This is a genomic window from Manganibacter manganicus (assembly GCF_002075885.1).
Lineage (GTDB): Bacteria > Pseudomonadota > Alphaproteobacteria > Rhizobiales > Rhizobiaceae > Mesorhizobium > Mesorhizobium manganicum.
Map to the genome: position 1 here is coordinate 81,490 of NZ_MDET01000010.1, position 21,187 is coordinate 102,676.

General features: G+C 59.2%; 22 protein-coding genes. 7 read left to right on the forward strand and 15 right to left on the reverse strand.

Translation table 11 applies throughout. The annotated features are described in order from the left end of the window. Complete coding sequence (locus tag BFN67_RS08200) at positions 1-1,392, reverse strand: M20/M25/M40 family metallo-hydrolase (RefSeq protein ID WP_080919135.1); 1,392 nt, start codon at positions 1,390-1,392, stop codon at positions 1-3. A 519-nt stretch (positions 1,393-1,911) separates the two neighbouring features. On the opposite strand from BFN67_RS08200, the gene polA reads away from it, so the two are divergent. Then, positions 1,912-4,845, forward strand: a complete 2,934-nt coding sequence (gene polA / locus BFN67_RS08205) for a DNA polymerase I (RefSeq protein ID WP_080919136.1) — start codon at positions 1,912-1,914, stop codon at positions 4,843-4,845. A gap of 20 nt (positions 4,846-4,865) precedes the next feature. Here the strand turns inward: polA and BFN67_RS08210 are convergent, their stop codons facing one another. From BFN67_RS08210 to BFN67_RS08235, 6 genes are all read right to left on the reverse strand, one after another. Continuing rightward, a complete protein-coding gene (locus tag BFN67_RS08210) occupies positions 4,866-5,660 on the reverse strand; it encodes an ABC transporter ATP-binding protein (RefSeq protein WP_080919137.1) in 795 nt (264 codons plus the stop codon). After that, positions 5,657-6,538, reverse strand: coding sequence for an ABC transporter permease (locus tag BFN67_RS08215; RefSeq protein ID WP_080919138.1), 882 nt, complete (start codon positions 6,536-6,538; stop codon positions 5,657-5,659). The genes BFN67_RS08210 and BFN67_RS08215 overlap by 4 nt, the downstream gene beginning before the upstream one ends. A gap of 27 nt (positions 6,539-6,565) precedes the next feature. Beyond that, complete coding sequence (locus BFN67_RS08220; protein WP_080919139.1) at positions 6,566-7,519, reverse strand: ABC transporter substrate-binding protein; 954 nt, start codon at positions 7,517-7,519, stop codon at positions 6,566-6,568. Between the two features lie 108 nt (positions 7,520-7,627). Continuing rightward, complete coding sequence (locus tag BFN67_RS08225) at positions 7,628-8,920, reverse strand: GNAT family N-acetyltransferase (protein WP_080919140.1); 1,293 nt, start codon at positions 8,918-8,920, stop codon at positions 7,628-7,630. 93 nt (positions 8,921-9,013) lie between these two features. Further along, positions 9,014-9,310: a GNAT family N-acetyltransferase gene (locus BFN67_RS08230; protein WP_080919173.1), complete on the reverse strand. Its 297-nt coding sequence runs from the start codon at positions 9,308-9,310 to the stop codon at positions 9,014-9,016. A 159-nt stretch (positions 9,311-9,469) separates the two neighbouring features. After that, positions 9,470-10,849 carry a PRC-barrel domain-containing protein gene (locus BFN67_RS08235; RefSeq protein ID WP_080919141.1) on the reverse strand — a complete coding sequence of 460 codons (1,380 nt, stop codon included), beginning with the start codon at positions 10,847-10,849 and terminating at the stop codon, positions 9,470-9,472. Between the two features lie 205 nt (positions 10,850-11,054). Here BFN67_RS08235 and BFN67_RS08240 point away from each other — a divergent pair, with 205 nt between their 5' ends. After that, a complete protein-coding gene (locus tag BFN67_RS08240; RefSeq protein ID WP_080919142.1) occupies positions 11,055-11,978 on the forward strand; it encodes a diacylglycerol/lipid kinase family protein in 924 nt (307 codons plus the stop codon). Here the strand turns inward: BFN67_RS08240 and BFN67_RS08245 are convergent. From BFN67_RS08245 to BFN67_RS08255, 3 genes are all read right to left on the reverse strand, one after another. Further along, positions 11,975-12,433 (reverse strand): hypothetical protein, encoded by a 459-nt coding sequence (locus BFN67_RS08245; RefSeq protein ID WP_080919143.1) that lies wholly within the window; start codon positions 12,431-12,433, stop codon positions 11,975-11,977. The two genes, BFN67_RS08240 and BFN67_RS08245, sit on opposite strands and share 4 nt — an antisense overlap. Before the next feature lie 9 nt (positions 12,434-12,442). Further along, positions 12,443-12,766, reverse strand: coding sequence for an ElaB/YgaM/YqjD family protein (locus BFN67_RS08250; protein WP_080919144.1), 324 nt, complete (start codon positions 12,764-12,766; stop codon positions 12,443-12,445). Positions 12,767-12,905: 139 nt separating this feature from the next. Further along, entirely contained in the window at positions 12,906-13,670 is a 765-nt protein-coding gene (locus BFN67_RS08255; protein ID WP_080919145.1) for a Crp/Fnr family transcriptional regulator, read from the reverse strand. A 137-nt stretch (positions 13,671-13,807) separates the two neighbouring features. Between BFN67_RS08255 and BFN67_RS24780 the strand changes: the two genes are divergently transcribed. Beyond that, entirely contained in the window at positions 13,808-14,209 is a 402-nt protein-coding gene (locus tag BFN67_RS24780) for a response regulator (RefSeq protein WP_245295188.1), read from the forward strand. On the opposite strand, the gene BFN67_RS08265 is transcribed toward BFN67_RS24780, so the two are convergent. Next, entirely contained in the window at positions 14,182-14,730 is a 549-nt protein-coding gene (locus tag BFN67_RS08265; RefSeq protein WP_080919146.1) for a sigma-70 family RNA polymerase sigma factor, read from the reverse strand. The two genes, BFN67_RS24780 and BFN67_RS08265, sit on opposite strands and share 28 nt — an antisense overlap. A 3-nt stretch (positions 14,731-14,733) precedes the next feature. Beyond that, complete coding sequence (locus tag BFN67_RS08270) at positions 14,734-14,931, reverse strand: NepR family anti-sigma factor (RefSeq protein ID WP_080919147.1); 198 nt, start codon at positions 14,929-14,931, stop codon at positions 14,734-14,736. A 205-nt stretch (positions 14,932-15,136) separates the two neighbouring features. Between BFN67_RS08270 and BFN67_RS08275 the strand changes: the two genes are divergently transcribed. From BFN67_RS08275 to BFN67_RS08290, 4 genes are all read left to right on the forward strand, one after another. Continuing rightward, a complete protein-coding gene (locus BFN67_RS08275) occupies positions 15,137-15,931 on the forward strand; it encodes a response regulator (protein WP_080919148.1) in 795 nt (264 codons plus the stop codon). Between the two features lie 83 nt (positions 15,932-16,014). After that, complete coding sequence (locus tag BFN67_RS08280; RefSeq protein ID WP_080919149.1) at positions 16,015-16,176, forward strand: DUF1328 domain-containing protein; 162 nt, start codon at positions 16,015-16,017, stop codon at positions 16,174-16,176. Positions 16,177-16,386: 210 nt separating this feature from the next. Then, positions 16,387-17,406, forward strand: a complete 1,020-nt coding sequence (locus tag BFN67_RS08285) for a sensor histidine kinase (protein WP_080919150.1) — start codon at positions 16,387-16,389, stop codon at positions 17,404-17,406. A gap of 262 nt (positions 17,407-17,668) precedes the next feature. Beyond that, entirely contained in the window at positions 17,669-17,920 is a 252-nt protein-coding gene (locus BFN67_RS08290; RefSeq protein ID WP_080919151.1) for a YMGG-like glycine zipper-containing protein, read from the forward strand. 116 nt (positions 17,921-18,036) lie between these two features. On the opposite strand, the gene BFN67_RS08295 is transcribed toward BFN67_RS08290, so the two are convergent. The 3 genes from BFN67_RS08295 to phoU all read right to left on the reverse strand — a co-directional run bounded on the left by BFN67_RS08295 (position 18,037) and on the right by phoU (position 21,179). Continuing rightward, positions 18,037-19,644, reverse strand: coding sequence for a CHASE domain-containing protein (locus BFN67_RS08295; RefSeq protein WP_080919152.1), 1,608 nt, complete (start codon positions 19,642-19,644; stop codon positions 18,037-18,039). 121 nt (positions 19,645-19,765) lie between these two features. After that, a complete protein-coding gene (gene phoB, locus BFN67_RS08300; protein WP_080919175.1) occupies positions 19,766-20,455 on the reverse strand; it encodes a phosphate regulon transcriptional regulator PhoB in 690 nt (229 codons plus the stop codon). Between the two features lie 22 nt (positions 20,456-20,477). Continuing rightward, positions 20,478-21,179 carry a phosphate signaling complex protein PhoU gene (phoU, locus tag BFN67_RS08305; RefSeq protein WP_080919153.1) on the reverse strand — a complete coding sequence of 234 codons (702 nt, stop codon included), beginning with the start codon at positions 21,177-21,179 and terminating at the stop codon, positions 20,478-20,480. Between the last annotated feature and the right edge of the window lie 8 nt (positions 21,180-21,187).

The window sequence follows — 21,187 nt, forward strand, 5'->3', positions numbered from 1 at the left end:
TCAACCCCTTGCCGCCAGCGCCTCAAGGATACGCGCCCAGGAACGCTGCCCCTTGGCAAATGAATTGAGTTCGTATTTCTCGTTCGGCGAATGGATGCGGTCGTCCGCAAGCCCGAAGCCGACCAGCAGCGACTCCATGCCGAGATAGGTGCGAAAATCGCCAACGACAGGAATGGAGCCGCCGCTGCCGACGGTAACCGCCTGCTTCCGCCATTCATCAGTCAGCGCCTGCCTGGCTTTGGTCAGGAATGGGGAGTCATAGCCAAGCTGGATCGCCGGCGAACCGCCATGCGGATGGAATTCGATTTTGCAGTCGGCGGGCACTCGCTCTGCCGCAAACTGGCGAAACGCGGCACGAATCTTCTTCGGATCCTGTTGATGCACGAGGCGGAATGACACCTTGGCCGACGCCTCGGCCGCGATCACCGTCTTGAACCCCTTGCCGGTATAGCCACCGGAAATGCCGTTGAATTCAGCGGTCGGGCGCGCCCATACCATTTCCAGCACGGAACGCCCTTTCTCGCCCGCCGGTTCGGAGAGGCCGATGGGACCGAGGAAACTCCTCGCGTCCTGCCCCAGCGTCTCCCAGGCCTTGAGCACCTGCGACGGTGTTTCTTCCACGCCCTCATAGAAACCGGGAATGGTGACGCGGCCGGTCTCGTCATGAATATCGGCAAGGATATTCGCCAGAATACGGATCGGATTGGCCGCCGGGCCACCATACATGCCCGAATGCAGATCACGGTTCGCAGCCTTCACCACCAGTTCCTCGCCGACCAGCCCGCGCAGCGAAGTACAAATCGAGGGCGTGGTGCGGTCCCACATGTCGGTATCGCAAACGAGCGCGAAATCGGCCTTTAGTTCCTCGGCATTGGCTTCCAGGAACGGCTTCAGCGAGGGCGAGCCGGATTCCTCTTCGCCTTCGAAAAGAAGCGTGATGCGGCAGGGCAAATTGCCATGCTCGGCCTTCCAGGCGCGGCAGGCTTCTACGAAGGTCATCAACTGCCCCTTGTCATCCGAGGCGCCCCGCGCTGTGATGACCTTGTGGCCCGGCTCGACTTCCCTGACCGCCGGCGCAAAAGGGTCGCTCTCCCACAAATCCAACGGATCCACCGGCTGTACGTCGTAATGCCCATAAAACAGGATATGCGGGCTTCCTGCCGGCCCCTCGTGATGCGCCACCACCATGGCATGACCGGGCGTCGGACGCACGCCGGCGTCGAAGCCGATCGCTTTCAGGTCCGCGACCAACCATTCCGCCGCCCTGCGACAGTCGTCGGCATAATGCGGGTCGGTGGAGATCGACTTGATCTTCAGCAATTCGAACAGCCGTTCGAGGCTGGCATCCAGATTCTGGTCGAGACGTTCCAGGACGGGGGAAACTGCGGACATGCTTGGCGGGCCTTTCAATTTGCGCGGCACCTTAAAACATCGGACCGAAAAGTGGAATCCGGTTTTCGGGTTATTCCGATGTTCCATCAAAGTGTTAGAGCGCCGTGCGTTCAATTGAACGCATTACGCGATACGGCACAGGCGCAAACATGAAGAACGCAATCTGCGGCGCAATGACTTAATCTCAAAAAAATGCCGCCGTGGCGGAGGGGAAACCACGGCGGCCTTACTCAAACGATGCGGCAGCCCGGAGAGGGGGGTTAGGCTGCCGCAGTGTCCGGTATAGGCGGGGGACGGGCCTTACTCCGGACTTCGGCGAAAACTGCCGATGCCTGCTATCTGTGGTTCTGAACGTGGCGATTCAAGGGCACGAACATTACATCTTTGTAACATGGCCGTGATGATATTGGCTGGCTTGCCATGCACGGGCGTACTCCATGTCAGGACGAGGCCGCAGCGCGGCCCATGGCGCTGCTTTGCCATGGACACGCTATCAACGCCACGCTACGGCTAACGGCCATGAAAAAAGGCGATCATCTCTTTCTGGTTGACGGGTCCGGCTACATTTTCCGCGCCTATCACGCGCTGCCGCCATTGACGCGCAAGTCCGACGGCCTGCCGATTGGTGCAGTCTCCGGTTTCTGCAACATGCTTTGGAAGCTTCTGCGCGAAGCGCGCAATACGGATGCCGGCATTACACCCACTCATTTTGCGGTAATCTTCGACTATTCATCCAAAACCTTCCGCAACGATCTCTATCCCGAATACAAGGCCAATCGCTCCGCACCGCCGGAGGATCTGATTCCGCAATTCGGGCTGATTCGCGAGGCGACGCGTGCCTTCAACCTGCCCTGCCTGGAAATGGAAGGGTTCGAGGCCGACGATCTGATCGCCACATACTGTCGTCTCGCCTGCGAGGCTGGCGGCGACACCACCATTGTTTCTTCCGACAAGGATCTGATGCAACTCGTCGGTCCCACGGTCGGCATGTACGACCCGATGAGGGATCGCCAGATCGGTATTCTTGACGTTATCGAGAAATGGGGGGTGCCGCCTGAAAAGATGATCGATTTGCAAGCTTTGACCGGCGATTCGGTGGATAATGTGCCAGGCATTCCCGGCATTGGGCCGAAAACGGCAGCGCAACTTCTCGAACAGTTCGGTGACCTGGACGCGCTGCTTGAACGCGCTTCGGAGATCAAGCAGAACAAGCGGCGCGAATCGATCATCGACAATGCCGACAAGGCGCTCATCTCACGCCAATTGGTGACACTCAGAACCGACGTGCCCGTCACCGAAGCACTTGACGACTTCGTCCTCCATCCGGCTGACGGGCCTAAACTGATCGGCTTCCTGAAAGCGATGGAATTTTCTTCGCTCACCCGGCGCGTCGCCGAAGCGACAGGCACGGAAGCCGGCGAGATCGAAGCCGCAACGGTCGCCGTCGAGCGCGCAGATACCGCACACGGGCCGGACGTTGGCTCCGGCGTGCAGGCCTTGGAAGTCGATGAAAAGACCGCGACGGGGACGGCTGCCAAGGAAGAGGGTTTCACCCCTTCTTTCCTCGCAGCCAAGCGGGCAGAGGCCGCAGTGGCCGACAAGATCGACGTCGACGCTTATCATTGCGTGCGTGATCTGCCGACGCTTGAGGTATGGATCGCCGAGGCGCGCGAGGCCGGTGTCGTCGCCTTCGATGTTGAAACGACCTCGCTCGATCCTATGCAGGCTGAACTGTGCGGCTTTTCGCTGGCGACAGCGCCCGGCCGCGCTTGCTATGTGCCGCTTGGCCACAAGAGCGGCCAGGACGATTTACTCGGCGGCGGTCTGGTGGACGGGCAGATTCCGATCCGCGACGCGCTTTCCACTCTCAAGCCGCTGATGGAAGACAGTTCCGTTCTCAAGATCGCGCAGAACCTGAAATACGACCTCGTCGTCATGCAGCGTCACGGTGTCGACGTCACGCCCTATGACGACACGATGCTGCTTTCCTACGTGCTCGATGCCGGCGTCACAGGCGGCCACGGCATGGATTTCCTTGCCGACAAATGGCTCGGCCACAAGACGATCCCCTTCAAGGACGTCGCCGGGTCCGGCAAGAGCTTCATCGGCTTCCATCAAGTGCCGCTGGATAAGGCAACCTGTTACGCCGCCGAGGACGCCGACGTAACGCTGCGGCTATGGCAAGTGCTGAAGCCGCGTCTCGCCGCCAAGGGCCTGGTATCGGTCTATGAACGGCTGGAACGACCGCTGGTGCCGGTACTGGCCGCGATGGAACAGCGCGGCATCTCCGTCGATCGCCAAATTCTGTCGCGCCTGTCCGGCGACCTTGCACAGGGCGCTGCCCGTCTGGAGGAAGACATCTATGCGCTGATCGGCGAACGCATCAACATCGGCTCGCCCAGGCAACTCGGCGACATATTGTTCGGCCGTATGGGTCTGCCCGGTGGCTCCAAGACCAAGACCGGCCAATGGTCCACCTCCGCGCAGCTTCTGGAAGACCTCGCCGCCGAAGGCCATGAACTGCCACGCAAGATCGTGGACTGGCGCCAACTGACCAAACTGAAATCGACCTACACCGACGCCCTGCCCGGCTTTATCCATCCGGAGACCGGGCGCGTCCATACCTCCTATGCGTTGGCCGCGACAACGACCGGACGGCTTTCCTCATCCGATCCGAATCTGCAAAACATTCCCATACGTACTGCGGAGGGTCGCAAGATACGCACCGCTTTCATTGCCGAGAAGGGCCACAAACTGATCTCGGCCGATTACAGCCAGATCGAATTGCGCGTGCTGGCCGATGTGGCGGACATTCCGCAATTGAAGCAGGCCTTTGCCGACGGTGCGGACATCCATGCCATCACGGCTTCGGAAATGTTCAACGTGCCGGTCGAAGGCATGCCGTCAGAAGTGCGCCGCCGCGCCAAGGCGATCAATTTCGGCATCATCTACGGCATTTCGGCCTTCGGCCTTGCCAACCAGCTTTCAATCCCTCGCGAGGAGGCCGGAGCCTATATCAAGCAATATTTCGAACGTTTCCCCGGTATCCGTGACTACATGGACGAAACAAAGGCTTTCGCCCGAGAGAACGGCTATGTCGAGACGGTATTCGGCCGCCGCATCCATTATCCCGAAATTCGCTCGTCAAATCCGTCCGTGCGTGCGTTCAACGAACGCGCCTCGATCAATGCGCGTTTGCAGGGCACGGCCGCCGACATCATCCGCCGCGCCATGATCCGCATGGAAGGCGCACTGGCCGAGGCGGGTCTTTCCGCCCGCATGCTTTTGCAAGTGCACGACGAACTAATCTTCGAATCGGTCGAAGGCGAGGTCGAGGCGACCATTCCCGTCGTGCGCACAGTCATGGAGAATGCGGCAATGCCTGCCGTTTCGCTGTCCGTTCCCTTGCAGGTGGATGCCCGCGCCGCCGACAATTGGGACGAAGCGCACTGAGACTGCAATAAAAGCAGCTATCAGCCGATCAGCAACTCGTCGTCATCTATGGTCTGGCCGCGAATGCGCCGGAACATGGCGATCAGGTCTTCGATCTGCAGGCCTTTGCGTTCCTCGCCGCTGACGTCGAGCACAATCTCGCCGCCGTGCAGCATGATCGTACGGTCGCCGTAATCGAGCGCCTGGCGCATGGAATGCGTGACCATGAGCGTGGTCAGCTTGCGCTCGGAAACAATCTTCTCGGTCAAACCCATGACGAACTCAGCCATGCCGGGATCGAGTGCTGCCGTATGCTCGTCGAGCAGCAGCATCCGCGAATCGGTCAGCGTCGCCATGACCAGCGAGACCGCCTGACGCTGGCCGCCCGAGAGCAGGTCCATACGGTCGCCCAGCCGGTTCTCCAGGCCGAGATTGAGATCGGCGATGCGTTCGCGAAAGATCGCACGGCGCGCCGAATTGAGCGCTCTCGTCAGTCCGCGCCTTTTGCCACGCCGTTCGGCAAGCGCCAGGTTTTCCTCGATGGTCAGTGCCCCGCAGCTTCCCGCCAGCGGATCCTGAAACACGCGCGCTACCAGTTCCGCGCGCCTGGTTGTCGGCTTGCGCGTCACATCGGTGCCCGCAATCGTCACTCTGCCGAAAGTCGGCACAATGTCGCCGGCCAACACGCCGAGCAAGGTCGATTTGCCGGCACCGTTCGAACCGATCACCGTCACGAACATGCCCTGCTCGATCTCGAGATCGATGCCGGCAAGCGCCTTCTTTTCCAGCGGCGTGCCACGCCCGAAAACAACACCGATATCCTTGAGCGAAATCATCGGCCACTCCCTCCCCGGCGCAGGCGCGGCAGCACAAGCGCGAAGGTGACCAAAACCGCCGTCACCAGATTAAGGTCGGATGCCTGCAAGCCCAGCACATCGCTGGAAAGCGCCAGTTGAATGGCAATGCGATAAAGGATCGACCCCACGATGCAGCCAATCAGCGTGATGAGAATGCCACGCGCGCCGAACAGCGTTTCGCCGATAATGACAGCGGCCAATCCGACGACAATGGTGCCGACGCCCGATGTAACATCGGCAAAGCCGTTGGTCTGGGCAAACAGTGCGCCGCCGAGCGCCACCAGCGCGTTGGAGAGCGCCATGCCGAGGTAGATCTGGTAGGCGGTGTCCACGCCTTGCGCGCGCGCCATTCGTGGGTTGGCGCCGGTGGCGCGCATGGCAAGGCCGGCATCGCTTTCAAGGAAACGCCAGACCATCAGCAGCGCGATAATTGCCAAAACGCCAATGAACAGCGGCCGCACCAGATAATCGCTAAGGCCAAGCCCGTAAAAGGGCGTCAGCATGGTGTCAGCGTTGATTAGCGCCACGTTCGGCCGACCCATCACGCGCAGATTGACCGAAAACAGCGCTATCATCGTCAGGATGGACGCAAGCAGATGCAATATCTTGAAGCGTACATTGAGCAGCGCCGTAACCAAGCCGGCAATCGCACCGGCTACCATCGCCACGGCGGAGGCCAGCCAGGGGTCGAGGCCAGCCAGGATCAGCACCGCCGCTACGGCCGCCCCAAGCGGGAACGAGCCGTCAACGGTAAGATCGGGAAAGTCGAGCACACGGAAGGCCAGATAGACTCCCAGCGCCACGAACGCATAGACGAGGCCGAGTTCGACGGCGCCCCAGAAAGCGATCTGGCTCAAGATAACCGACCTTTCCGCTGCCGCGCCTTATTCGATGACCTTGGTGGCGCCGGAAATGATGCCTTCGGGCAGCTTGAGCCCAATCTTTTCCGCCGCCTTCTTGTTCACGACAAGATCCGTGCCCTTGGCGATCTCGACAGGAATATCACCCGGCTTTTCGCCCTTCAGCACACGCACGACGACTTCGCCGGTCTGTTTTCCGACGTCATAGTAGTTGAAACCGAGAGCGGCTATCGCGCCGCGCTTGACGGAGTCCGTGTCAGCCGTAAATAATGGCAGCTTCGCTTCGTCGGCAACGCCGACAGCAGCCTCCAGCGCCGAGACGATGGTGTTGTCGGTTGGCACATAGATCGCATCGACCCGCCCGACCAGAGCGCGCGCCGCGCCCTGCACTTCCGCCGTCTTGGTTGCCGCCGATTCCACCACCTTGATGCCGGCGTTATCGGCAGCCTTCTTGAAGCTGGCAAGCAACGAAACCGAATTGGTCTCGCCGGAATTGTAAAGGAAGCCAACGGTCTTCACGTCGGGCAGGACTGCCTTGATGAGATCGATATGGGCAGCGACCGGCGACATGTCGGAAAGGCCGGTGACATTGCCGCCGGGCTTTTCCATGCTTTTCACAAGTTGCGCGCCAACCGGGTCGGAAACCGCGGTGAAGACGACCGGAATATCATGTGTGGCCGCAACGACCGCTTGTGCAGACGGCGTCGAGATCGGCACGATCACGTCCGGCGATTCACCAATGAACTGGCGGGCAATCTGGGCGGCGGTGGCCGGATTGCCCTGCGCCGACTGATAGACGAATTTCAGATTCTCACCATCCTTGTAGCCGGCTTCGGCCAGCGCATCCTTGACGCCATCGCGCACGGCATCGAGTGCCGGGTGCTCGACGATCGCGGTCACGTCGACAGTGACATCGGCCGCCTTGGCCGGCAGCGCCAGGGCCACAGAGGCAGCCAGTGCGAGAAACAGAGCTTTCATGAGTTCCCTCCAGAGATGTCTGGCGAGACCTCTAATTCATTCCGCAACCCGATGAAAGGCAAGCTACCGCAATTTTATCGTCATCCATGACGAGGCACAAAAAGCCCATCAATGCTTTCGATAACGTCCGACGAGATCCTTGACCCGGTTACGCAGAATGCGCGCCATGTTGCGGGTCTCGCGGTAAAGATGAATCTGCGTCGCCGCCTGGCGCGTCAACCGATCCGTGCCGGGTGCAATACCGATTACGAAGGTACCCATGGGGCTGTGCTCGCTCCACAACCGGCTCATTACCGGATGGTCAGGCACGGCGCAGGAATCGGTCATGATTATGTTGGGATCATCGAGATGCTGTTTGGTTACCTCGATCATCAGCAATGTGCCGGGCGAATAGGCTGAAAGCGTTTCGTCATAGGCTGTCTTCCAAGTGTAGGCGACGCCCTGCTCGATAAACACGATCAGGCAAGCGATGGTCCGCCCGTCGAGCGTCAATTTGTGGATGCGGCACATATCGAGATCGGCCAGCCCATGCACCGCCTCGCGCGCGAAGGCAGCGCGAAAGCGATCGACCGCCATGGCTGTGCGTTCGCGGCCTTTCCAGCCAGAAGCCTCCAATGCCAGGAAATCCTCGATGGCATAGCGAACTTCTTCGGGGCCGCGCGCCGTTTCATGTTCCAACTTGCCATGATCGGCTAATCGGCGCTTCAGGCGGCGGAACTCGCGATAATGATGCGCCCGCAATGAGTTTTTCAGATAGATATCGCCGTCGAGATCGCTCTTCAGCATCGGACGCGAGTTTTCGCCGGTGACGACCAGCGGCAAATCCCTTGTTTCCGACAATGTCTTCAGCAAAGCCGCCACCGGCCCATCCAGCCGCAAATCGGGTACGACGAACAGCCTGGGCAGTTTCAGGTGCGGCCGCGCCAGCATGGTAAAGAAGTCTTCAAGCACGCCAAGCGGATCGTCACGGTCGATCAGCGGCGCGCCCATCGGGCCGAACGGATTCGCCCAGCTTCGCATGACAGGCACGCCCAGCGGCACGGCTGGACGCTCGATCGAAAACGGCCCCAGAAGCCGAAGCCGGCTGCGATAGTCATCCCCATCGCGGATGACGGCCAACCGGACTTCCCTATTTTCCAGTCTCGGCATGGCAGGCGCTAGAAAGCGTGGATTAAAGAAGATATTCGACTCGACGGTGCGGTTGGCGAGATAGTCGAGTTCCTCAACGAGATCGAACCCGGCGGAAGCCGGATAGATCGCCAGCTTGCGTGAAGGTCGATCGCCAGCCCAAAGTTCGATTTGCGCCCGCTCGCGCTCGTCGCGCGGCAGACCGGCAAGGCCGGACATCATGGTGCCTATGCCACCGCCGCTGACTTCCTCAAAGATCGGAACAGCCACCATGTCAGCGCTCTCATTGTTTGTCGCAGCCTAACTGCAACCCATTAAGAAACGGTTGGATGAGGGGGTGACGGAAGACGTCTTTGAGGGAGGAAGTCAGGCCAGCACGTCGCCCCATTCGGGATGGCGGCGAAACTGAGCGGCGGCGAAGGGGCAAAGCGGCACGATCTTGCGCCCACCGGCGCGCGCATCCTCGACGGCACGCGTCACCAGCCTCGCGCCAACGCCTTGCCCTCGAAAAGCATCGGGTACGCCAGTATGGTGGATGATCAGTTGATGCTCGCCGGCCCTGGTGAACGTCATTTCGGCTTCGGCGCCATTCGGTCCGACAATAACATAACGGCCCTTTGAGCCGTGTTCTTCCAACCGGATTTCCGGCACTTCATCCTGCATCGAATCCGCCCTTTCGCTGACCATTAAAACGCTTGGACAAGACATGCATCAATAACAATAGCTTGGAGCGAGACAGCGATTCAACTCATCTCGCCTTGAAGACAGCCGCAATCAATGAAATGCCCGCGCCATGGCACGGGCATTTCAGAGGCAGGCAACTTATTGCTGCGGCTGCTTTTCGGTATTTGATCCGCTATCACCTTGGCTGTAAGCGGGTTGCGCTTCCAACTGCTCCTTGCTGGCACTGGTGTAGAGATATTTGTTACCGTCCTTGTCGGTCATGTATTTGAGATCGCCCATCTCCATGGCAACCTCCTTTTCGCCGACGCCAAGGAAGCCGCCGACATCCACAATCACGGCGTTGACCTTCTTGTCAGGTGCCAGCACGACGTCGCCGACCTCGCCAACCTGATCGTCATTTGGACCATAGACGGTGGTCCCGACCAGATCCTCTGAACGGATTTCGCCCATCGGCACTGGTGTGAGAGCAGATTTGTCGATAGCCGCGGTCATCGATGGATCAGTACCGGCATCGGATGCCTCACCGGCAGCCATAGTGTCATTGCCCGTGGCCGCTGCGGCCGGCGCACTCTCCGCCGTCTCATCGGTCGCAGGCTTGGTCGTGGCCGGTGTGTCGGCCCCGGCCGCTACACTGGGCGCGGATGCCACGTCGTAAGCCTTCCGGTCGAAGTCCGGCAACGCCTGAAGCTGCTCCTTATTCACCTCCGCAACCAGCCAACGGTCGCCGTTCTCCTCGACCGTTTCGGCCTTGTCATAACTGAAAGCCACATGCTTGGCGCCGACACCCAAAAAGCCGCCAACGCCGATAACCAGGGAATCGGCTTTGCCAGCCTTGGAGATCACGATATCCTCCACTTGGCCGATGTTCTCCGCCTTGTCCCCGGTGCCGTTATAGACGCTTTCACCGATCAGGTTCGAAGCGAGTCGACCATCAGATTTCTGAACAGGAGCGGCAGGCGCGTTTTGTGCCGTGTCGGCTGCCGGAGCAGTCGCCGCTCCCGGCGCGGCCTCATCAGCCTGCCCGGTAGGCGCCATTGCGGTCGTGCCGTCAGCAGGTGCAGTTTCCGTTCCGGTCGGAGCCGGCGCCGGCGCCGGCTCATAAGGCGTAGCGTCGAATGCCTGCTGGGCTGTCAACTCTTCCTTGGTTGTCGGGGCCACGAGCCAACGGTCGCCATTCTTCTCGGCCCATTGCAGCTTGCCATATTCGAAAGCGACATTCTTGGCGCCAACTCCTAAAAACCCGCCGACGCCGATAACGATAGACTGGACCTTGCCGTCCTTATCGAAAACGATATCTGAAACCTTGCCGATGTTCTGCGCCTCATCGCCGGTACCGTTATAGACACTTTCGCCCATGATATTGGTAGCGAGGCTATCCTCAGCCTCGGTGGCCGGGGCCGCAGGGGCTGCGGCCTCCGCGGCCGGTGCAGGTTCCGTCGGTGTTGTGGTGTTTTGCGCGTAGGCGCCTGTCGCCAACAATGCTGCAAGCGCGGTCGTGGTCAAAAGAGTCTTGATCATGATCTTTCTCCTCGTCATATGTTGACCGATCTTGTGTCGCCGCTCGGTCGTGAGCGGACGTGTGCATGTTCACAACGGCAGGAAAGCAGGCTTGTTCCAAATTGGGCCGGCCAAAGAGTTGGCCGCCACTTAGGGACCTTGGTCCGGCAACGGCTTTTTATCCGTGACCCGGCGCGATCCGGTCCTTTCTTCGAGAGGAAATGCGATGCGATATGCGGCGGTGCTGAACCGGGACGGCGGCACGTTACGCAACACGGACCTTGCCGCCCTGGCCGGACGCATGAAGACGGCACTGGAGGGCGCCGGTCACACGCTCATCGTCGAGACGGTCTCAGGCGACAAGGTGTCGAAGGCACTCGACAGGGCGGTGGCACACCATGAGGTTGATACAGTGCTTGTCGGCGGTGGAGACGGCACCGTTTCCGCCGCTGCCGCGCGCTTGATGGACAGCAGGAAAGCACTTGCGGTCCTCCCCGCCGGGACGATGAACCTGTTTGCTCGTGGGTTGGGCATTCCACAATCGCTTGATGCCGCGATTGACGCATTCGCAAATGGGAGAGTAGCCGCTGTGGATATTGTCACCGCCAACGGCCGTCCTTTCGTCCACCAGTTTTCGATCGGCTTGCACGCCAAAATGGTGCAATTGCGCGACAAGATGGGTTTCGGCTCACGCCTCGGCAAAATCGGTGCTTCCGCCCGCGCCGCCTGGATTTCGATTGCCAACCCACCAGCCATGGACGCGACACTGACAATGGCCGACACCGAGGTGACGACGCGTGTCAGCGGCATCGGCATCACCAACAATCTATTTGGCGAAGGCCATCTGCCTTATGCCGACGATCCGGCGGGCGGTGTTCTCGGTATTTATGTCACTGTCGCCCGCCGCAAGGGCGAGTTGATGAAATTTGCGCTAAATTTGGCGCGCGGTCGGTGGCGGGACAACGAGCATGTTGAAATCCACCAAGCCGACAATCTTGTTCTCACCGTTGACGCCCCGGCAAAACGCATGCGCGCCGTCATCGACGGCGAACTGATCGGCCTTGAACGCAGAACGGAGCTGAAGATCCATCCCGGCGCACTGAGAGTGCTGGTGCCGGCGGATTCGCCCCTGGTTAAGATCGAGAGTTAACGGCGCTCAGTGGGCCCATCCTTGTCCGATCCCTTGTTTTCCCGGTAAATGGCATAGGCTGCCAGCGCCGCGGCAGGCGCAAGGAGAAGACCAATCCCGCGCTTGCCGCGCAAAAGCGAAGGCAGCACGGCAAGTACCGCGGTCACGCCGATCGCCGTCATGTCGCTGCGCCGTTGCGTCGCCCTTTTGCGGGCACGCAATGCTGCCGTAAAGCGGGACACGAGGATAATCAGCCCGGCCAGTACCAAAAAGCCGATGCCGAAACCGAATGCAGCGTGCAAGACCCCATACTGACGAGAAGTCCAGACATAGCACGCACCGATAAGAAAGCCGATGCCGCATAGCCCGGCCAACGCGGCAATAGTGTAGACAAGAGCAGTCCATCGGGCACGGCGCACGAGTGCAACCGTTTCGCCCGATGCCAAGCCTGCGATAAGCGAACTCAACGCACCCATCGGCAATTATCAGCGGCGCGAGAACAGAGCGAACAGAAAGCCGACGCCGGCAGCGATCGCCAATGACGTCACCGGCTTTTCACGCACATGGGCGGACATCTGCTGTTCCAGGTCTCTGGCGTTGCCCCGCAAGCTCTCCATCGCCGCCTCGCCCTGGACGCGCAACTGTTCGACTCCTTCCGCGGCGGCCCGCCGCGCGGTGCCATAGCCTTGTTCGCCGGTCTTGGCTAATTGCTGGGATAGTTTCTCGATTTCAGCCTTCAATTGCCTGATATCGGCTTCCAGTTCCTCGGTGGACGCTCTATCGCTGATGGGCTTGCCTACCGATGCCATAATTCAACTCCTTGCGTTTGCACGGCTACAAACGTCCGATCGGCCGCATTGTTCCGCCGCGCAACGGAACGCAACCGTGCCAAGACGGCATGAAATGTCACTTCAGCACTGCGGTCACGCAGGGTCAACAAGACGTTGGTCAGACCAGCGGCCTTGGCGCCCCATCCGAACCGCTCCATCTGGCAATTTCGCGCAAGGCTTCCGGCTCAAGAATCACATAACTGCGCTCAAGCCAGCGGATCAGCTTACGGTTCGCCAGTTTGCGCAGCGTTTTATTGGTATGAACCAGGGAGAGGCCAAGCGTGTCGGCTATATGCGTCTGGGTAATCGGAATCTCCACCGGGCTCTTGCCGCCGTTCAGTCCAACAGACGCAGCACGCGACTCTATGAATGCCAAAAGATAGGCGGCCCGCTCCAACGCCGTGCGACGCCCCAGACTGAGCAGGTTCTCATCCAGCATACATTCTTCGCGTGCGGCCAGCCAGGTGATGTCGAAGGCAAGGCTGGGAAATTTGCGGTAAAGCGCGTAAAGCTCGTCGCGCTCGAACACGCACAACATCAGATTCGACAACGCCTCGACCGAGTGCTCCATTTCACCCATGATACTGCCTTGAAGCCCGATCATGTCTCCCGGCATGACGTAGTTGAGGACCTGCCGGCGACCGTCTTCCAGCAGTTTGTAGCGGAACCCCCAGCCAAACAGAACGGTGTAGAGATGCGCGCTGTGGGTGCCCTCGATAAGCACTGTCGAGCCCTTGGCGACCGTTAATTCACCCTTCTTAAATTGACTGATGAAGGCAAGCTCGTCCGATGTAAATGGCCGAAACGCCGGCAAGGGACGCAGCGGACATTTTTCACAAGGATAGCGCCGGGTGGAGATGGACCGGCCATTTTTTACTTCCATGGAGCGCCTATGATGGTCGGGCTTTCAACGCCTGGTTACGTACGATCCGGTTCCAAGGCGAAATCACTGTGTCTTTTTTAAATGACAGGTTTTGGATTACGGGCCAACACGTCGCATGTCTCAAGGAGTCATCGCCGGTGCCGTCATTGCTTAAAGGTCTACGTATTCTTCTGCTCGAAGACGAGCCTCTTATCGCCATGGATGTCGAGCAACTTTGCCGCGACAGCGGCGCGGCTGCCATTTTCGTCGCGCGCAATCTCGAAGATGCCGAGAACGAGGTGCAGCGCACGGGCTTCGACGTCGCCATCATCGATCTGATGCTCGGCGGTACCTCGACGGTCGATTTCGCAACGCGCCTTCATGCCGGAAAGATACCGTTTGTCTTCGCATCCGGCTATTCGATGTCGCCGGATCTGGTTGCGTCTTTTGCGGGTATCTCCTTGATAACAAAGCCTTATGCCGGAGCCGATCTCGTAGAAGCCGTGGCAAATGCAGTACGGCGCAACTCACTTCAGGCTACCGACGATCCCATCACCTGAGTGGAGATTGCATCGGGTCCGTACTCGGCCTCGCCTGAGACCTTGAGGATGTCCTGCAAGCGTACGCGCGCCCGACTGACACGACTCTTGATGGTGCCGACGGCGCAGCCGCAAATCTCCGCCGCCTCCTCATATGAGAATCCGGAAGCGCCGATCAGGATAATCGCCTCGCGCTGATCTTCGGGCAATTGTTCGAGCGCGCTGCGAAAATCCTTCAGATCGAGCTGCCCCTGCTGTGCCGGATGCACCGCCAGACGCCCGGTCATGATGCCGTCGCTATCCTGCACCTCTCGACCGCGTTTGCGCATTTGAGAATAAAACTCGTTGCGTAGAATCGTAAACAACCAGGCTTTGAGATTGGTGCCCATCTGAAAGCTCTCATGCTTGTCCCACGCCTTGACAAGCGTTTCCTGCACGAGATCGTCGGCCTTGTCGGCACTCTGCGTAAGAGATACCGCAAAGGCGCGTAGGCTGGGGATCGCACCGAGTAGATCGGTTTTGAAGGCCAGAGAGACGGTCACGGGTCAGCCCTTATTCTGTACGGAATCCGCCTGCTCCAACTGGGCAAGCAGTTGGGCAAAGCGATCCGGCACTTCATCGGAAACCAGTTCGTCGTAGTATTGCTTGAGTTTGCGGCCGATTTCCGAATTGGGTCCAAGCGGATCGCCGGAAGCGTCTGCTTTTCCTGCGCCGGCCGTGTTGTTTTTGTTCATGTCTCTCATATGTACCTTTTTCCCCCACCCGCTTCCGGTCTTTAGGCAAGCGGAATCCCCATCGGGCCTCCCGAATCCGATCCAGAACGCCGGTCCACTGTTTTAGTTCCGATGCAATCGGAACTTTTTTGCAAATCCGGCGTTTTAGCGTCAGGCTTGCGCCTGAGCTATAAGCGACCTGTACTGTAATCGTCACATGAGGGAGACGTCTACCATGAGCTTATCCGCGACTATCGCGCCGCATCTACCCTATCTTCGCCGTTTCTCCCGCGCCGTCACCGGCTCGCAGGAAAGTGGCGACGCTCTGGTCGCTGCAATGCTGGAGGCAATCATTGCCGATGTAGGTATATTTCCCAAGGCGTCGAGCGATCGAATTGCTCTCTATAAGATATTCGCAAAGCTTTTTACCTCGGTCGCCATCCGGATCCCGCAGGAGCAATCGCCGACAGGCTGGGAGCGCCACGCTGCCGCCAATCTGAATGCGCTGGCACCCCGCCCCAGGCAAGCCTTCCTCCTGGTAGCTGTAGAAGGCTTCTCGGAAGATGAAGCCGCTGAAATTCTTGATACGAACGAGGCTGAATTCTCTGACCTTCTGGTTCAGGCCAGCAACGAGATTTCCCGCCAGGTGGCAACCGATATCCTGATCATCGAGGACGAACCTCTGATCGCCATGGACATTGAGGAAATGGTCGAAAGCCTCGGCCACCGCGTCGTCGGCACTGCCCGCACGCATGCCGAGGCTATAGCTCTGTTCGGCAAGACACACCCAAAGATGGTGCTGGCCGACATCCAGCTCGCCGATGGCAGTTCCGGTATCGACGCGGTCAATGAAATTCTCGGCTCGACTTCCGTGCCGGTAATTTTCATCACGGCCTTCCCTGAGCGCCTGCTGACCGGTGAAAGACCGGAACCGGCCTTTCTCGTGACCAAGCCGTTCAATCCCGACATGGTCAAGGCACTGATTAGTCAGGCACTGTTTTTCGATCGCCATGCCAAGGCGGCGGCCTGAACAGATTCAACCAAAATTACGACAGACATACGGAACAATGGGTGTGGCAAAGCGTTTTCCATACCAGTTGATGGAGAGTGTGAATGCTTTACTGGGCGCTGGTGTTCCTTGTGGTGGCGATCGTGGCCGGCGCCTTGGGATTCGGCGGCATCGCGGGCGCTTCGGCAGGGTTGGCGAAGATTCTGTTCTTCATTTTCCTGGCGTTCCTGATCCTTTCGTTGATAGCCGGCTTTCTGAAAAGATAACGATGCGACAAGGCAGGAACGGATGAAAATAGAGGAACGACGCATCTCCAGAGAACACTGGAAGCCGCACCCCTCAACCGGTTTCCAGCCGCCGCCGGGCAATGCTCCGCAAGGACGCGTTGCCCGGCGGAACTATTTTGGAACCTGTTGAGGCTATGAAAGGTTTTTCATCGCACACCAGAAACCAGTGGAGACAAGGCGAGTTGTCTGATGACGTCAAGCCGGGGTAGACAAACAGCTGGAGGGGACGAGATTATAACTCTACCCGGCGAGGGCGATCCTCAACTGGGCCGAGCATTGTTGCACGCTTTGCGTAATGCCGACATTTCAGTTCTTTATCAGGACGCGGGCCTCAAGACGATCTGGGCGCACAACATGCTGGATCCTTGGGCATATGACAAGCCGGGCCACGGTCTCCCTCCGCTGCAGGCCGAACGCCTCGACGCTGCTCGGCGCAATGTCGCTGCCACCGGCGAACCTGAACGGCTCGAGATAAGCCTCCCTGGCGAAACAGGCGTTCGCTGGTTCAATGTATGGATCGATGCCGACCAGGCCAGTGACGGCGCCATGCAGGGCGTGGTGACGACCCAGATCGAAATCACCGAGCAGAAGCGCCGGGAGCAGACGCTGAAAACGCTGCTGCGCGAGGTCAGTCATCGCTCGAAGAACCTGTTGGCCATCATTCAGAGCATCGCGAGTCAAACAGGTCGCTATTCCGACGGAATCGCTGATTTCCTGACCCGCTTCCGCGGGCGCCTGCAGTCGCTGTCCTCGTCGCAAGATCTGGTCACATCTTCCAATTGGCGCGGTGCGGAATTGCACGCCCTCATATCCGGTCAGGTTGCCCGCTATATGCCCGACGCTCAAGGTCTGCGTTTCGAGGGCGCGAACCCTTATCTGAACCCCAACGCGGCATTGCATATCGGCCTCGCCATGCATGAACTGGCGGTCAATTCGATCAGCTACGGTGCGCTGTCGCGGCCCGGAGGTTATGTCGAGGTCAAGGCGCATATGGCCGAAAGCGGCGAAACACCCAGCCTGTCGGTGATGTGGAGTGAAGCAATTGCCGGTGCCGGCGACCGCTCATCAGCGCACCGGCGGCGTTTCGGCTCGGTTGCACTGGAGCGCGTGGTGCCGGTTTCCCTCAACGGCACGGCTGAACTCAGCATGGCCAATGGGCGGCTCGAATATCGGCTCAACGTCCCGCAAGGTAATTTCGAAGCGGAGTGACGAGCCATTCGGAACCTTGCGCCGGTTGGCACGTTTTCAACGCCTGGGCAGCCATCGACCTGCCGTGTGAAAACGATTATAGCTGGACTTTGAGCATGCGCCGAATTGCACACCGCGTCGGTGAAATCGCAAAGGGACATCGAATGGTAGCCGCCCTGATAAACCTAGTTTAATGAAATAAAGTTCTGCGAAATTCGTCATCTGCTTTTCGAGCCGGATGCAAAGATTTCGATGAGTGAATAATCAGCGAGAGGAGTAGATTATGAAAAAAGTGGCGATCGCGCTGGCCCTGTGTTCGGCCATGGCCGTTGGCGGCTGCACCACGACTGAGCAGGACGTGGGTGTCGGTACGCTTGCAGGCGCAGCCATTGGCGGCATTGCCGGCGGCGGCAAGGGCGCACTGATCGGCGCCGGTGCCGGCGCGCTTGGCGGTCTGCTGGTGCGCAACCTGCGCAATGGCTACTGTGTGTATAAAGATCGGCACGGTCGCACGTATCAGGCGCGCTGCAACTGACCGACTGGGATTTAAAGCGCGTCGCGATCATTCAGATCGCTCTACGCGCATTAGTTCCTCTTACGCATGATGGAGGCCGAAAGATCGGCCTTCATTTCTTATGCCGACGCGGGCGTTCAATCCTGCAACGGGATTCTGATGTGTACCTGCAGTCCGTCGGGACGAAAATCGCGCTCGATGGTGCCGTTCAGTTCGCGCGTTATATTCATGTCGATGAGCTTGGTTCCAAAGCCGATTGCAGCAGGTGCCGTGAGCCGGTCGTTGCCCGATTCGCGCCAATTGAGCACGAGTGTTCGATTCCGACCGCGCCCTTCCTTGGCCCAATCCACCTTGAGCGCATCGACCGAATTACCGGTCTCGCCATATTTCAGCGCATTGGTTGCTAGTTCATGAAATGTGAGACCCAGCGCCTGTGTTGTCGTCTCGTTGAGCAGGACTTCCGGCCCCGATAGCAATCCTTCCGGCAACTCCTTGCCGAACACCTGACCAAGCTCGATCCGCAGCAGATCGCGCAGGTCCGCTTTCTGCCAGCGCGAGCGTGTCAACATATCCTGAGAGGCGGCCATCGCCTGCATCCTGGCTGAAAACGAATCGGAAAACTCCTTGAGATCATGTGAGCCGGAAGCCGTTTGACGCGCAATCGCGAGCACACGCGTGATCGAGTTCTTGATGCGATGCTTCATCTCCTGCAGCATCAGATCCTTTTCGAGCAGGCTCTTTTCCATCGTCGTCCGCAATTCCCACGCCACGTCGTAAGCCCGTTCCTGGTAGCGCGCGACCAGCGCTATCGCGACAGCAAGAAGAAGGCCCAGAAGGCCAAGCGTCACCGGAATGGCGCGCGAGGATGGCGCCTCAAAAGCATCTGTCGGCCGAAACTGGATCAACCACGGTTGGCCGCCCACCTTTAACTCACGGGTAACAAGCAGTTTCGTGCCGAAAGCCGGCTTCTGCGAATGGAACATCAGGTTGCCGGGATCGACAGCTCTGTCGTAGACCTCGATACTGACCGGCAGTAGCGGAGTCTTGTTGAGCGCGACCTGAAACAGATTCTCGGCGCGAAAGACACTATAGACAAAACCTTCGATCGACTTCGTACCGGCATTGATGTTTTCCGGCGAGGTCGGCACCATCAGCCTGACGAAGACGAAGAAGCCGGGTACCTTTTCACCGTTCTTGCCGTCGAGAAGGACGCGGCCACTGGCATGCTGCCCGTCGTCCTCCATCGCCTTCTCGATTGCCTGCCGCAAAACCGGTTCGCTCATCATATCGTAGCCGATAGCCGACTGGTTTTTCTTGTCGAGCGGCTCGAACAGCTTCACCGGGGCACGCCAGCGCCCCACCGCCTCAGGATGAACGCGGTACGCGACACCGCGATCATCCAATATTGCCCGTTCGGCAAGTTCCTCATTCCCCGTCTTAACGAGCCTGAGAAAGCCGATGCCGCGCAAGCCGGCAAAATTCCCGTCAACATTGAGCGAGTCAAAGAAAGCCTTGAATTCGCCACTTGAAATTTTTCCATGGCGCGCGTCGAACAATGCCTGGGTCGAGCGCAACAGCGACAATTGCAAATCCACGCGGCTGGCGATGCGGTTGAGTGCATCGTCGGCCGTCGCCTCAAACTTGATTCGCGTCGCTTCTTGCGTGGCGAAATAGGCGAAGCTGGCCATAGCCAGGCTCACCAGCGCGACAGCGATGAAGGCAATGACAGGAAAAAACTTTTTCAATTATGTGCAAACCACTGAACACCGCATGCCTTTATGAACAAGTCGCGCCGGCAAGACAATGGCCAGGTGAGCCGAGCGGCAGAACTGGCAGCGTGTTTGGTTGAAACAACCGGATTGACGGTCAATCTTCCTGAATCGCGTAGCCCGCACCGCGGATGGTGCGGATCACATCGGACATGGATCCTTCATTGACTGCCTTGCGCAAGCGCCCGACATGAACGTCCACCGTGCGTTCATCGATATAGATGGTCTCGCCCCAGACATTATCCAGCAACTGGCTACGGGAAAACACCCGGCCCGGATGCCGCATCATGAACTCGAGCAGGCGAAACTCGGTCGGCCCGAGTCTGATCTCGGTTTTTCCACGGTAGACGCGATGCTGCTCACGATCGAGGATGATGTCGCCCACCTTCAGTACCGAGGACAGGACCTCCGGCTTGGCACGACGCAACAGTGCTTTCACCCGCGCCACGAACTCCGGCATGGAAAACGGCTTGACCAGATAATCGTCGGCGCCGGTCGAGAGCCCCCGGACCCGGTCGCTCTCTTCGCCGCGGGCCGTCAGCATGATAACCGGCAACCGCTGCGTTTCAGGGCGCATCCTGATGCGCCGGCAAAGCTCGATGCCGGAAACCGCAGGCACCATCCAGTCGAGCACCAGAAGATCGGGCACATGCTCCTGCAGCCGCATCTCCGCCTCATCGCCGCGCGTGGCGATTTCGACCTGATAGCCTTCTGCTTCCAGATTATAGCGCAGAAGAACGCCGAGCGACTCCTCGTCCTCGACCACCATGACGCGCGGTGCGATCATCAGGTAATCCTTCTCTCCTGCCTCACGCCGCAGGCTGCGCCGTTTCATCCGATTTCGGACGGGTGGCGGGCAATTGCTGGCCGGTCAGCACATAATAGGCGTTCTCGGCGATATTGGTAACATGATCGCCGATGCGCTCCAGATTCTTGGCGCAAAACAGAAGATGCGTGCAAGCCGTAATATTGCGTGGGTCTTCCATCATATAGGTCAAAAGCTCACGGAAAACGGACGTATATTTGACGTCGATGCGCTCGTCTTCATCGCGCAGCAAGGCAACGCCTTCCGCATCCCGCTCGCCATAGACGTCGACTACGCCGTGAACCTGCCCGAGCACCAGGCCCGCCATCGCCTCGATCGAGTGCGACAGATCGCGCGGCACCGCATCATGGCCGATGGCCTCGACGCGCTTGGCGATGTTCTTGGCAAGATCGCCGATGCGTTCAAGATCGCCGGCCATGCGGATTGCCCCAACCACCGCGCGCAGATCGTCGGCCATCGGCTGACGACGTGCGATCAAACTTATGGCCCGCTCATCCAGTTCTCGCTGACTTGCATCCATCACCGCATCGTCGGAGACGACGCGGTGGGCCAATGCAATGTCGGCCGAAAGCAGAGCCATGGTCGCACCATTAACCATCGAACCTGCGAGACCACCCATCTCACGGATCAGCTTGCCGACCTCGCGTAGATCGTCGTCGAAGGACGTGACGATATGTTCGCTCATGGTCCCTT

Excerpts from the sequence above, each read along its gene's own strand:
- BFN67_RS08230 (WP_080919173.1), bottom strand. The coding sequence starts at position 9,310 with ATGCAGGATGAAGTGCCGGAAATCCGGTTGGAAGAACACGGCTCAAAG.
- phoU (WP_080919153.1), bottom strand. The coding sequence starts at position 21,179 with ATGAGCGAACATATCGTCACGTCCTTCGACGACGATCTACGCGAGGTC.
- BFN67_RS08220 (WP_080919139.1), bottom strand. The coding sequence starts at position 7,519 with ATGAAAGCTCTGTTTCTCGCACTGGCTGCCTCTGTGGCCCTGGCGCTG.
- BFN67_RS08280 (WP_080919149.1), top strand. The coding sequence starts at position 16,015 with ATGCTTTACTGGGCGCTGGTGTTCCTTGTGGTGGCGATCGTGGCCGGC.
- BFN67_RS08225 (WP_080919140.1), bottom strand. The coding sequence starts at position 8,920 with ATGGTGGCTGTTCCGATCTTTGAGGAAGTCAGCGGCGGTGGCATAGGC.
- BFN67_RS08250 (WP_080919144.1), bottom strand. The coding sequence starts at position 12,766 with ATGGCATCGGTAGGCAAGCCCATCAGCGATAGAGCGTCCACCGAGGAA.
- BFN67_RS08290 (WP_080919151.1), top strand. The coding sequence starts at position 17,669 with ATGAAAAAAGTGGCGATCGCGCTGGCCCTGTGTTCGGCCATGGCCGTT.
- BFN67_RS08245 (WP_080919143.1), bottom strand. The coding sequence starts at position 12,433 with ATGGGTGCGTTGAGTTCGCTTATCGCAGGCTTGGCATCGGGCGAAACG.
- BFN67_RS08235 (WP_080919141.1), bottom strand. The coding sequence starts at position 10,849 with ATGATCAAGACTCTTTTGACCACGACCGCGCTTGCAGCATTGTTGGCG.
- BFN67_RS08270 (WP_080919147.1), bottom strand. The coding sequence starts at position 14,931 with ATGAGAGACATGAACAAAAACAACACGGCCGGCGCAGGAAAAGCAGAC.
- BFN67_RS08240 (WP_080919142.1), top strand. The coding sequence starts at position 11,055 with ATGCGATATGCGGCGGTGCTGAACCGGGACGGCGGCACGTTACGCAAC.
- BFN67_RS08200 (WP_080919135.1), bottom strand. The coding sequence starts at position 1,392 with ATGTCCGCAGTTTCCCCCGTCCTGGAACGTCTCGACCAGAATCTGGAT.
- BFN67_RS08210 (WP_080919137.1), bottom strand. The coding sequence starts at position 5,660 with ATGATTTCGCTCAAGGATATCGGTGTTGTTTTCGGGCGTGGCACGCCG.
- BFN67_RS08285 (WP_080919150.1), top strand. The coding sequence starts at position 16,387 with ATGACGTCAAGCCGGGGTAGACAAACAGCTGGAGGGGACGAGATTATA.
- BFN67_RS08255 (WP_080919145.1), bottom strand. The coding sequence starts at position 13,670 with ATGGAAGTAAAAAATGGCCGGTCCATCTCCACCCGGCGCTATCCTTGT.
- phoB (WP_080919175.1), bottom strand. The coding sequence starts at position 20,455 with ATGATCGCACCGCGCGTCATGGTGGTCGAGGACGAGGAGTCGCTCGGC.
- BFN67_RS08275 (WP_080919148.1), top strand. The coding sequence starts at position 15,137 with ATGAGCTTATCCGCGACTATCGCGCCGCATCTACCCTATCTTCGCCGT.
- polA (WP_080919136.1), top strand. The coding sequence starts at position 1,912 with ATGAAAAAAGGCGATCATCTCTTTCTGGTTGACGGGTCCGGCTACATT.